The sequence below is a fragment of the Actinokineospora baliensis genome (genome assembly GCF_016907695.1).
In the GTDB taxonomy this organism is placed as follows: Bacteria; Actinomycetota; Actinomycetes; order Mycobacteriales; family Pseudonocardiaceae; genus Actinokineospora; species Actinokineospora baliensis.
On record NZ_JAFBCK010000001.1, the window covers coordinates 1973231 to 1985115 of the forward strand.

Sequence of the window (11885 nt, forward strand, 5' to 3'; positions counted from 1 at the left end):
CCGAAACGAGAGCACCGCTCTCCCTTGCCTGGGCATCCGCCAGAGAGCACTGCTCTCGCTTGCGAGCGGCGCTCGCGACACCGGGCGGTCGCAACACCAGGTAGGGGTCAAAGTTGAGCAGTGCTCTAAAGAGAGAGCACTGCTCACAACAGGGTGCAGTGCTCTCCTCCGCCTGCGGACTCGCCAGAGAGCGCTGCTCTCGCCCGCGAGCGACGCTTGCGACACCGGGCATCGCTCTCGATGCCGAGCGGTCACGGCCGCGAGCGGGCTGGGACCGCTGCCGCGCTGAGGCTCGCCCTAGGTGAGAGCGCTGCTCGCAAAGGAGAGCACTGCTCTCTGCCGCTGGCAAGCTCGCGAGAGAGCACTGCTCTCGCCTATGAGCGGCGCTCTTGCTTGTGGGTGGTGGTCGCAAGGCTGAGGGCGCTCCGAAGTGAGAGCGGTGCTCTCGTTTGCGAGCAGTGCGCGCGACGCGGGTGCTCATCGCCGAGGCGATGTCCGAGGCGAGAGCACTGCTCGCGCTGGAGAGCGCTGCTCTTTGTTGCTGGCGGGCCCATGGGAGAGCGGTGTTCTCGTTTGCGGGCGGTGCTCTCGACGCCAGGTGGCTGCGGCCGTGGTGGTGTCCTAAAGCGAGAGCGCTGCTCTTTGTTGCTGGCGGGCTCACGAGAGAGCAGTGCTCTCGAAGTGGAGCACCGCTCTTCAGTGCACATGCGAGAGTGGTGCACCCCGTGCTGGGGTGCACCGCTCTGGCGGACTGCTGTGGCGGGGTTAGCCGCGGTTGGAGCGGGTGCCCAGGAGCACGTCTTCCCACGACGGGACGATGGGGCGGGCCTTTTTCGCCTTGGTGGGGCGTCGGGCGGGTTCTGGTTTGCGGGCGGGTTCCTCGATCAGGGCGTCCTGCTCGGGGACCTCCGCCACCGGCTCGTCCGCTGCCGTCTCCAGGTCTTCGACCTCTACCTCGACCTCCGGCTCCGGGGTCAGCTCGAAGTCCGCCACGAAGTCCGGCTCCTCAACGACCGGCGCGGGCGCAGGCGCGGGCACCGGCGCTACCGGCGGTGCGAACACCGCCGCGTCCAGCTCCGGGTCCGGCTCGGCCTCCGCGACCTCCACCGCCCGCGGCTGCTCCAGGTTCAGCGCCGCCTGGGCCAGTTCCGTCACCGGCCGCACCGTGCGCAGGGGCCGGTTGGGCTGCGGGTCGAGCAGGTCGTGCGCGTGTTCGTCCATCGGCGACACCGTGCCGCCGTGGGCGCCGGGGTGGAAGGACCAGTGGGCGCGGTTGAGGGAGCGGCCCGCGGTCCACGACAGCTGGACCACCCACTTGCCGTCCTCGCCGCGCCACGAGTCCCAGGCCGCGGCCGCGTAGTCCTGGCCGCGCAGGCCGAAGGCGTGCGCGACGACCTCGCCGAGGGTTTGCAGGTCCGGCCCGTCCTCGCGCACCGGGTGCGCCCGTTGCGCGAGTTCCGCGGTGCGCGAGCGCTCCAGCAGCACCGGGTAGGCGAAGCGCTCCACCTTGTGCGCGGGGATGCCCGCTGCCTCGCTCACCTGCTCGACGGACTCACCCGCGCGGATGCGGGTCTGGATCTCCCGAGGACGCATCTGGCTCTCCAGCTCGATCTCGATCTGGCCGAGTCGGGTGACGTCACCGCGCGCGGCCGCGCGCAGGCGCTCGTCGGCGGGGAGCGTGAAGCGCTCGCCACGTGCCGGGTCCTCGCAGATGACGGTCTTGCCGTCATCCGAGAGCCCGACGACCCGCAGCGCGCGCATCGCGAACCTCCCCTGCGACCTGAGCGGACTTCACTCGCCAGCGTCCCACGGTAGATCGGCGGTGCCGCGAAACGCGCTAGGCGCGCCGCGATCCCCGTGACATCTGACCGTGATCTTGCCGTATCCACCGCACCGCGCGCGACCGAGTTGGTACAGCGTTCACCCATTCGCGCAAATGTGGACCCTCGAAAGTGACGCTGCCGAAGCGAACGATTACGCAGCGGGTGCGTTCACGGAGAACGCACCCGCCACCGCGATCAAAGTCGCTCGACGATCCAGTCAATCGCGCCGGTCAGCGCGGTCACGTCCGACGGCTCGATGGCCGGGAACATCGCCACCCGCAGCTGGTTGCGGCCCAGCTTGCGGTAGGGCTCCACGTCGACGATGCCGTTCGCGCGCAGCGCCTTGGCCACCGCGGCCGCGTCCACGTCGTCGCTGAAGTCGATCGTGCCGACGACCTGGGAGCGGTGCGCCGGGTCGGCGACGAACGGCGAGGTGTAGGCCGTCTTCTCCGCCCACGAGTACAGCCGGTCCGAGGAGTCCTTCGTGCGCGCGACAGTCCACTCCAGACCGCCGTTGCCGTTCATCCAGTCGAGCTGCTCGGCGAGCAGGACCAGCGTGGAGATCGCGGGCGTGTTGTAGGTCTGGTCCTTGAGCGAGTTGTCCAGCGCGGTCGGCAGCGACAGGAACTCCGGCACCCACCGGTCCGACGCGCCGATCTCGTTGATCCGCTCCACCGCCGCCGGGCTCACCAGCGCCAGCCACAGCCCGCCCTCAGCGGCGAACGACTTCTGCGGCGCGAAGTAGTACACGTCGAAGTCCTCGGCGCGCACCGGCAGGCCGCCGGCACCCGAGGTCGCGTCGATCGCCACCAGTGCGCCCTCGGACCCGGCTGGCCGGACCACCGGTACCGCGACACCGGTCGAGGTCTCGTTGTGCGCCCAGCCCACGAGGTCGGCGCCCGCCTGGTAGGCGATCTCCGGCGCGCTGCCCGGCTCGGCCGTGACCACGATCGGGTCTTCGAGGAACGGGGCCTTCTTGTTCACCGTGGCGAACTTCGCGGAGAACTCGCCGTAGGTGAACAGCTGCGCGCGCGAGCGCACCAGGCCGAACGCAGCGGCGTCCCAGAACGCGGTGGTTCCGCCGTTGCCGAGCATGACCTCGTAGCCCTCGGGTAGCGAGAACAGCTCGCGCAGACCAGAGCGGACCCGGCCGACCAGGGACTTGACCGGCTTCTGCCGGTGCGAGGTGCCCAGCAGCGCGGCACCCGGTCCGGCCAGCGCGGCGACCTGCTCGGCCCGCACCTTGGACGGTCCACAACCGAAGCGGCCGTCGGAGGGCTTGAGGGCGGCGGGCAGTTCCAGCGTGCTCGGATCGGCGGTCTGCGTCATGTCGTGGGGCGCCTTTCTCCGGGAGGGGTGACTGGGGACGACACCGGCGGCGTTGGCGGGGCGTGCGTCCCCAGTCTGGCACCCGTCAGCTCCCGGCGGTGCGCCAACCCCGCTCGTCGACCCCACCTGGGATCGATTCAGGTACACCGTACGGCTCGCGTGTGAAGACGAACGTCGCGAGGTCCAGGTGGGTCACCGCGCCGGTCGTGTCGCGGTGCGCGCGCAGCGTCTCGCCCGAGTAGTACCCGTCGAGGCCGGTCCAGCAGTCCTGGCCGTCCGGGCGGAACCGGGACTGCCGCCCGCGCCCGCTCACCGGCGTCAGGCTGACCCAGCTGTCGGGCAGCAGCTTGAGCACGTACGGGGTCGGACCCCAGTGCCACTGACCGGTCAGCGCCAGCAGGACCGGGTCGGCCTCGCCCATCGGCTCCCACTCGCCGGGCAGCGCGGGCTCGTGCTGCTCGGTCAGCTCGATCAGGTCCGCGGCCACCCCGCCGATGTTCACCCCGCCGGTCGAGTTGGCCATGATCACCCCGCCGGTGCCGGTCTTCGGGTCGACCAGGTTCATCGCCAGGAAGCCGGGCATCGACCCGCCGTGGCCGACCAGCCTGCGGCCGTTGATCTTCAGCACCTGCAGGCCCAGGCCGTAGGCCGACGCCCAGTGCGCGTCGTCGTCGATGTGCGCCGGTTCGCGCATCTCGGCGACGGTGTCGGGGTTGAGCACGTCGCCGGTGTCGCCGCCGACGAACCGGTTCCACCGCGCCAGGTCCAGCACGCTGCACCAGAGCTGTCCGGCGGGCGCCATCGCCACCGCGTCCGGGGTCGGCTCGTACATCAGCACGTCGGCGTAGGGGTGCACGGCCCAGCCGGTCGCCGCCGGGGTCACCGGGTGCGGCGTGGTCCGGTTGAGCTCCAGCGGCTTGAGGATCTCGGCCTCCAGCACCTGCAGCCAGCTCGCCCCGCGCAGCCGGGCGACCAGCTCGCCGAGCACGCCGTAGCCGACGTTGCTGTAGTGGAACCGGGCGCCGGGCCGGTGCCGCAGCGCGTCGGTGGCCAGGCTCTTGTCGAGCGCGGCGAAGTCGGCGCCCTCCGCGCGCTCCCACCAGGTGCCCGGCGACTCCGAGGTCAGGCCGCTGGTGTGCGCGAGCAGCTGGGCGATGGTGACCGCGCCGATCGCGGTGCCCGGCACGTGCTTGTCCAGCGGGTCGTTGAGGTCGAGCCTGCCCTCGTCGCGCAGGCGCATGACGAGCGCGGCGACGAAGCTCTTGGTGATCGACCCGATTCGGTACTGGGTCTCGGTCGTGGGGGTCGTCCCGTCGACCTTGCCCCGCGCGCCGGTCCAGCCGAGCTCGTTGCCCCGGACGACGGCCGCCACGAGCGATGGCGCCCGGCTCTCGGCCTGTTCGACCGCGATCCGGCGCAGCAGCGCGTTCTCAGTGGTGTGCAGCATGAAGGAAATTGTGCGTCATAACTCAACCCAATAAGCCTCGGGCCATGGCCGTCGTGACCGCCGCCGTGCGGTCGGATACGTCGAGTTTCGTGAATGCACGCAACAGGTGGGTTTTCACCGTTGCCTCGCTGATGTGCAGGGATGCCCCGATCTCGGCGTTGGTACGGCCTTTTGCCACCAATCCGAGTACCTCGATCTCCCTACCGGAAAGCGCCTGTTTGGCGGGTTGACGAACCTGTCGGACCAATCTTCCGGCTACGGAGGGTGCGAGAACCGTCTCGCCCCGGTTCGCCGCCCGAACCGCACCGGCCAATTCCGCACGGGAGGCGTCTTTCAGCAAATAGCCCGAAGCGCCCGCTTCGACCGCGCGCAGGATGTCCGAGTCGGTCTCGTAGGTCGTGAGCACCACGACCTTGCTGGCCGCCCCACCCCCCACGATCCGCGCGGTGGCCCCCACCCCGTCGAGCCCCGGCATCCGCAGATCCATCAACACCACATCCGGCGCCAGCGCCGCCACCACCGCGACCGCCTCATCCCCGGACCCGGCCTCGCCGACGACCCGCAGATCCGGCTCGGCCTCGAGCATCCCCCGCAGTCCTTCCCGGACCACCGGGTGGTCATCCACCAGCACGATGCTGATCACGCCAACCTCCACGATCAACCCCCTCCGGCCGGGCCGCGGGCTGAGGTGCCGACCCACTTCGCTGGGCCCGGCGACCCGCAGATCCGAGCATCCCCACTGTCCCTCACGGACCACCGGGCAGGCGTTCAGCACGGTGCTGATCACGTCGGCACCTCCACCGTCACCGTCGTCCCCCGGCCCACAGCGCTGCGGACATCCACCGTTCCCGCCACCTGTTCCGCCCGCGCCCGCATCCCCCGCAAACCGTAGCCGCGCGCCGGAGCGGCCGGGTCGAACCCGACCCCGTCGTCGGTCACTGTCAGCGTGACCCCGGTCGGCGCGTGGCACAGGTCCACGGTCACCGACGAGGCGCCAGCGTGTTTGCCGACGTTCGCCAGGGCCTCCTGGGCCGCGCGCAGCAGCACCACCTCAACCCCGGTCGGCAGCCCCGACGGATCGCCGACCGTGTGGAAGGTGGTGTCCACTCCGGTCTCGGCGCTGTGTCGTTCGACCAGGCGTTGCAGGGCTTCGGTCAGCGTCGCCTCGTCTAAGGCGCTCGGTGTGAGCGCGGCGACCAGGGCCCGTGCCTCGGCGAGGTTCTCCCGCGCGGTGCGCGCGGCCAAGTCCAGTGCGTGCCGCACTTTCGCGCTGTCGCGGTCCACTTCGGACTCGGCGGCTTGTACGAGGGTCACGATGCTGGTGAACCCCTGGGCGAGCGTGTCGTGGATCTCGCCTGCCAGCCTGGCCCGTTCCTGGGCCACGCCCGCCTCGTGCGACAGTGCCGCGACCCTGGCTCGGCTGGCCTCCAGTTCGGTGATCAACGCGGCCCGCTCGTGGCTCTGCGCCACCACCCGGTGCACGTAGGTCCCGATCAACAGTGACAGCGCCACCCCGAGGAAGGAGGTCGGCAGCTGCGCGTACCAGCCCTCCATCGACCCGTCGTGCAGGCTGCCCAGTACCGGCGGCACGATGTTGAGCAGCACCACCAGCGGCGCCGAGATCGGCAGCGGCAGCGCCATGAAGATCAACGGGCACATGACGAACAGCAGGTAGGTGCTGTTGCCGACGAACCAGACGGCGGTCAGGAACAGCGCCGTCGCGCCAACGGCGAACACGGCGGTGTGCGTGCGGCGCTCCCGCAGGATCGCGTGCCGCCTGCCGTAGCAGGCGTAGAACACCGCGAGCGCCGCCATGGCGAGCACGGCGGCGATCCGGTCGTTGAGCGGGACGCGGGAGAGCAGGACCAGCACCGTGACGAACACGTACCCGATGGCGAAGTACAGGTCCCAGGTCCAGTAGTTCTTGATGGAGGCCTCCGCCTCCCGCGCCGCGCTCACCGCGCTCAGCCCGCCTTGCGCTCGGTCCACCGGAACGTCGCCAGGCACAGCACCAGGCCGACCACGCACCACGCGCCCAGCACCAGCGCCACCACCGGCAGTTCCCACGATCCCGCCACCTCTCCCGCGGCCATGCCGTCCGGCAGGAACACCGAGCGGAAGCCCTGCCCCATCCAGCGGACCGGGAAGAACGCCGCCACCTTGACCATGGCCTCCGGCAGCGAGCTTATGGCGACGAAGACGCCCGAGGTGAACTGCAGTGCGATCACCGGGAGGTTGAGCACGGTCGCGGCGTTCTTGCCGGATTTCGCCAACCCGCTCGCGGCGATCCCGACCAGGGTGCAGGCCACGACCGACAGCAGCAGGATCCAGGCCAGCGTCAGCCACTTCGCCGGGTCGGTGGGCAGCTGCAGGTCGAACACGACCACGCCGACGGCCAGCAGCAGCGCGACCTCGGCCAGGGTGGCCACCGCGACCAGGATGATCTTGCCGATGAAGTACGCGCTCGCGGTGATCGGCGTGCCGCGCAGGCGCTTGAGGGTGCCGTCCTCGCGGTCGGCCGCGATGCCGACGCCCACGCTGGTGAACGCGGTGTTGAGGATGCCGTAGGCGATCATGCTCGCCGCGAAGACCTGGCTCATCGACGCCCCGCCGGGCATGTCCTCGCCGGTGTCGAAGATGGACCCGAGCAGCAGCAGCACGAACGCGGGGAAGGAGAAGGTGAAGATCACCGCTTCCTTGGAGCGGAAGAACATCTTGAGCTCCGCGGCACCCCTGGCCAGGCCGTTGCTCAGCGTCGAGGGCAGCGGGGCCTGCGGGCGGGACGGGATCGCCCGGCGGGCGGCACCCTGGGTCGTGGTGGTCATGCCTTCGCTCCGATCAGGTCCAGGTAGACGTCCTCCAGGCTGGGTTGGCGCACCTGCAGCTCGCTGACCCGGCCGCGGGCGGCGAGCTCGGTCACCGCGCGCACCGGGTCGGTGGTGCGCAGCTCGTGCGGGCCGCCCGCGTCCACCCAGGACACCGTCGCCGGTGCCCGGTCGCGGCCGCCGACCGTGCGCGGCGTCCCCTCGGCCACGATCCGGCCCGCGGCGATCACGGCCAGCCGGTCCGCCAAGGCCTCCGCCTCGTCCAGGTAGTGGGTGGTGAGCAGGATCGTGGTGCCCTCGTTCGCCAGCGACCGGACCAGGTCCCAGAACTGCCTGCGCACCTCGGGGTCGAAGCCGGTGGTCGGCTCGTCCAGGAACAGCAGCCGGGGGCGGCCGATGATGCCCAGCGCCACGTCCACCCGGCGCCGCTGCCCACCGGAGAGCGAGCTGATCCGCGCGCCCGCCTTGGCGGTCAGCCCGCACACGTCGATGACCTCCTCGACGCCGCGCGGGTCCGGGTAGTAGCCGGCGAACTGGCCGATCGTCTCCCGCACGGTCAGGTCGGCCGCGTCGGTGGCGGTCTGCAGGACGATCCCGATGTCGGCGCGCCACCGCCTGCCCGCGGCGGCCGGGTCGACCCCGAGCACCGCCACCTCGCCGCCGTCGCGGTCCCGGTAGCCCTCCAGGATCTCCGTCGTCGTGGTCTTGCCCGCCCCGTTGGGGCCCAGCAGGGCGAACACCTCGCCCTCGCCGACCGCCAGGTCGACCCCGGCGACGGCGTGGTTGGCGCCGTAGCTCTTGCGCAATCCGCGCACTTCGATCGCGTTCATGCCAGTAATGCTGCGCTGACCTGGGCGCGCGCACGACGATCGAGCAGTTGAACCCGGGTGTCCACCGAACGGTGGACCCGGTGTCCTACGACTGGGTGTTCGCCGCCGGTGACGTGCTGGTCTCAGCGGGCTCGGGCTCGGGCTTGGGCTCGAACCGGAACCGCCAGAACGAGGGCACCCAGGCGACCGTAGCCACGGTCAGCACGATGACCAGCAGCCCGCCGACCGTCGCCGCCGCCGCGGTGCCGAACGCCGCCGCGCCCCAGCCGTGCGCCAGGTCGGCGATGCGCGGCCCACCGGCCACCACCACGGTGAACACGCCCTGCATCCGGCCGCGCATCTCGTCGGTCGCCTCGGTCTGCAGCATGGAGCTGCGGTGCACGGCGCTGATCAGGTCGGCCCCGCCGCCGATGGCCAGGAAGACCACCGCCAGCGTGAGCGAGCCGGTCAGCCCGAACGCGGCCATCGCCAGGCCCCAGCCGATGATCGACATCGTGATCACCGCGCCCTGCCTGCGGATGCGCGCGAAGGCCCCGGAGAACAGGCCGAACACCGCCGACCCGATCGGGATCGCCGCGTACAGCCAGCCCAGCGCGACCCCGCCGCCGGGCGGGTCGCCGAAGGTGCGCTCGGCCATCTCCGGGAACAGCGCGCGCGGCATCCCGGCCACCATCGCGATGATGTCGACGAGGAAGGACACCAGCAGCAGCTTCTTGAGCGACAGGTAGCGGAACCCGTCGGCGATGTCGCGCAGCCCCGCCGTGCGCGAGGACCCGGCGCCCGGCGCGATCGGCGGCAGGAACCACACCGAGGTGAACGCCACGAACAGCGCCACGGTGTCGATCAGGTACAAAGTGGACAGACCGAGCACCGGGATCAGCGCCCCGGCCATCAGCGGCCCGAACACCATGCCGAAGGTGAACGTGGTGAAGCTGAGCGCGTTGGCAGGCGGCAGCAGCTCAGGCGGCACGACCCTGGCGACGGCGGCGCTGCGCGCGGGCATGTTCACCGCGACGAACGCCTGCTGCAACCCGAGCAGCACCAGCACCACGGCGACCGACTTGAGGCCGGTGAACGCCTGCAGCCACAGCAGCCCGGAGGTCACCGCGACGCCCAGGTTGCTGTAGAGCATGACCTTGCGCCGGTCGATGGCGTCGGCGATCGCCCCGCCCCACAGGCCGAACACCAGCAGCGGGACCAGCCCGACCGCGCCGGTCAGGCCGACGTAGCCGGAGGACCCGGTCAGGTCGTACACCTGCTTGGGCACCGCGACCGCCGTGAGCTGGCTGCCCACCGCGGTGACCACGGTGGACACCCACAGCCTGCGGTAGTCGCGGATGCGCAGCGGCCGGGTGTCGATGACGACCTTGCCGAGCAGGCCGCGGACCCGTCCGCGCGGCGGCTCGGTACTGCTCGGGGTCTCGGTGCTCACGAGTCGTTAGCTTAGGCTTGCTAAGGACCTGTCTGCCTGTGATTTACCACGGCCTCACGGGCCGAGCCGCTCGACCTTCCAGCCGTCGCGGCCGAGCTTGAACCGCAGCCGGTCGTGCATCCGGTCCCGGCGCCCCTGCCAGAACTCCACGACCTCCGGCTGGATCCGCCAGCCACCCCAGTGCGGCGGTACCGGCACCGTCTCCGCGTCGGCGAACTGGCGCTCCACATTGGCCAGTGCCGACTCCAGCGTGTTGCGCCCGCTCACCACGATCGACTGCGGCGAGGCCCACGCCCCCAGTTGCGACCCGCGCGGGCGCTTGGCCCAGTACGCGGCGGTCTCGGCCTGGCTCACCTTCTCCACGGTCCCGCGCACGGTCGCCTGCCGGTGCAGCCCGTACCAGGGGAAGGTCGCTGAGGCGGCCCTGGTCGCCATCAGGTCGTGGCTCTTGGCCGAGGTGTAGTTGGTGAAGAAGACCAGCCCCCGCGCGTCGAGGCCCTTGGCCAGGACGGTCCGCGACGACGGGTAGCCGTCGGCGCCCGCGGTGGCCAGCACCATGGCGTTGGGCTCGGCGAGACCGGCGCTCTTGGCCTCGTCGAGCCAGATCTGCAGCTGGTCGTGCCAGGTCGCGGCGAGGTCGCTCTCATGCAGGTCGCCGTGCTCGTAGGACACCCGCATGGTCGGAAGGTCCAAGACGATCTCGCCGTCAGCCATACCGCATCTCTCCTCACCGAGGGCGTGGGGGCCACTTGACGGTACGGGGAATCCAGGTGAACGGAAACCGCCCGCACGGTGACAGCCGACACCCGGGAGAGCGCAATGGAGTCCACCGACAATCTGGATCGTTTCACTGGATCGTGACCGAAGACACCGGGGTGAACGATTGCTAACCCCCGGCGGCAGGAGCATCGTGTGCGAAAAGCCGTGCGGTGGTGCCCGGCGTGGGCGATCTGCCTCGAAAGTGCCGCTGCCGACGCGAAACCCGCGAGACCCGTCGTGGACATGGCGTGAAAGGCGAGGCACATGCACAACGCGGTGCAGGACATCCAGCAGAGCTCACCGGTCGCCGAACCGGACGACGGGTTCCGACCGGGGTTGGAAGGCGTCGTCGCGTTCCGCACCGAGATCGCCGAGCCCGACCGCGACGGGGGTGCGTTGCGCTACCGCGGGGTGGACATCGAAGACCTCGTCGGCCGCGTCACCTTCGGCGACGTCTGGGCCCTGTTGGTCGACGGCCGCTTCGGCTCCGGCCTGCCGCCCGCCGAGCCCTTCCCGCTGCCCGTGCACTCCGGTGACGTCCGGGTGGACGTGCAGGCCGGTCTCGCCATGCTCGCCCCCATCTGGGGCTACCGCCCGCTGCTCGACATCTCCGACGACGAGGCCCGCGAGCAGTTGGCCCGCGCCTCGGTCATGGCGCTGTCCTATGTGGCCCAGTCCGCGCGCGGCATCCACCAGCCCGCCGTGCCGCAGCGCCGCATCGACGAGTGCGGCACCATCACCGAGCGCTTCATGACCCGCTGGCGCGGCGAACCCGACCCCGCCCACGTCGCCGCCGTCGACGCCTACTGGGTCTCGGCCGCCGAACACGGCCTCAACGCCTCCACCTTCACCGCCAGGGTCATCGCCTCCACCGGCGCCGACGTGGCCGCCTCCCTCTCCGGCGCCATCGGCGCGATGTCCGGCCCCCTGCACGGCGGCGCGCCCGCCCGGGTGCTCCCGATGATCGCCGAGGTCGAGCGCACCGGCGACGCTGCGGGCGTGGTGCGCGGGATCCTGGACCGCAAGGAACGCCTGATGGGCTTCGGCCACCGGGTCTACCGAGCCGAAGACCCCCGCGCCCGAGTCCTCCGCCGCACGTGCAAGGCCCTCGGCGCCGAGCGCTACGAGGTGGCCGCGGCCCTGGAACAGGCCGCGTTGGCCGAACTGCGCGAACGCCGCCCCGACCGCGCGATCGAAACCAACGTCGAGTTCTGGGCGGCCGTGATCCTGGACTTCGCCCAGGTACCGCCGCACATGATGCCCGCCATGTTCACCTGCGCCAGGACCGCAGGCTGGTGCGCCCACGTCATGGAACAGAAGCGCACCGGCCGCCTGGTCCGCCCCGCCGCCAAGTACATCGGCCCCGCCCCCCGCAAGCCGGAGGACGTCGAGGGCTGGTCTCTGATCGCCTGAGTCTCGCTTCGGAAGGTGGGTCCGCGC

General features: G+C 71.0%; 10 protein-coding genes. 1 reads left to right on the forward strand and 9 read right to left on the reverse strand.

The genetic code is table 11. From position 1 onward, the window contains the following. Window positions 1-765: 765 nt before the first annotated feature. The 9 genes from sepH to pdxH all read right to left on the reverse strand — a co-directional run bounded on the left by sepH (window position 766) and on the right by pdxH (window position 10400). Complete coding sequence (gene sepH, locus JOD54_RS09360; RefSeq protein WP_204450147.1) at window positions 766-1761, reverse strand: septation protein SepH; 996 nt, start codon at window positions 1759-1761, stop codon at window positions 766-768. 257 nt (window positions 1762-2018) lie between these two features. Beyond that, window positions 2019-3152, reverse strand: a complete 1134-nt coding sequence (serC, locus tag JOD54_RS09365) for a phosphoserine transaminase (protein ID WP_204450148.1) — start codon at window positions 3150-3152, stop codon at window positions 2019-2021. Between the two features lie 85 nt (window positions 3153-3237). Next, the gene (locus JOD54_RS09370) at window positions 3238-4599 is read right to left on the reverse strand and encodes a serine hydrolase domain-containing protein (protein ID WP_204450149.1); all 1362 of its coding nucleotides are present in this window, start codon (window positions 4597-4599) and stop codon (window positions 3238-3240) included. 22 nt (window positions 4600-4621) lie between these two features. After that, window positions 4622-5242, reverse strand: a complete 621-nt coding sequence (locus tag JOD54_RS09375; RefSeq protein ID WP_204456174.1) for a response regulator — start codon at window positions 5240-5242, stop codon at window positions 4622-4624. A 140-nt stretch (window positions 5243-5382) separates the two neighbouring features. Further along, window positions 5383-6588 (reverse strand): sensor histidine kinase, encoded by a 1206-nt coding sequence (locus JOD54_RS09380; RefSeq protein WP_307859911.1) that lies wholly within the window; start codon window positions 6586-6588, stop codon window positions 5383-5385. Further along, window positions 6564-7424 (reverse strand): ABC transporter permease, encoded by an 861-nt coding sequence (locus JOD54_RS09385; RefSeq protein ID WP_204450150.1) that lies wholly within the window; start codon window positions 7422-7424, stop codon window positions 6564-6566. Before JOD54_RS09385 ends, JOD54_RS09380 begins: the two co-directional genes overlap by 25 nt. Continuing rightward, window positions 7421-8254, reverse strand: coding sequence for an ABC transporter ATP-binding protein (locus JOD54_RS09390; RefSeq protein WP_204450151.1), 834 nt, complete (start codon window positions 8252-8254; stop codon window positions 7421-7423). Before JOD54_RS09390 ends, JOD54_RS09385 begins: the two co-directional genes overlap by 4 nt. 85 nt (window positions 8255-8339) lie before the next feature. Then, complete coding sequence (locus tag JOD54_RS09395) at window positions 8340-9686, reverse strand: MFS transporter (protein ID WP_204450152.1); 1347 nt, start codon at window positions 9684-9686, stop codon at window positions 8340-8342. A gap of 54 nt (window positions 9687-9740) precedes the next feature. Beyond that, complete coding sequence (gene pdxH / locus JOD54_RS09400) at window positions 9741-10400, reverse strand: pyridoxamine 5'-phosphate oxidase (RefSeq protein WP_204450153.1); 660 nt, start codon at window positions 10398-10400, stop codon at window positions 9741-9743. Window positions 10401-10709: 309 nt separating this feature from the next. Here pdxH and JOD54_RS09405 point away from each other — a divergent pair, with 309 nt between their 5' ends. Further along, window positions 10710-11858 carry a citrate synthase 2 gene (locus tag JOD54_RS09405; protein WP_204450154.1) on the forward strand — a complete coding sequence of 383 codons (1149 nt, stop codon included), beginning with the start codon at window positions 10710-10712 and terminating at the stop codon, window positions 11856-11858. Window positions 11859-11885: the final 27 nt, after the last annotated feature.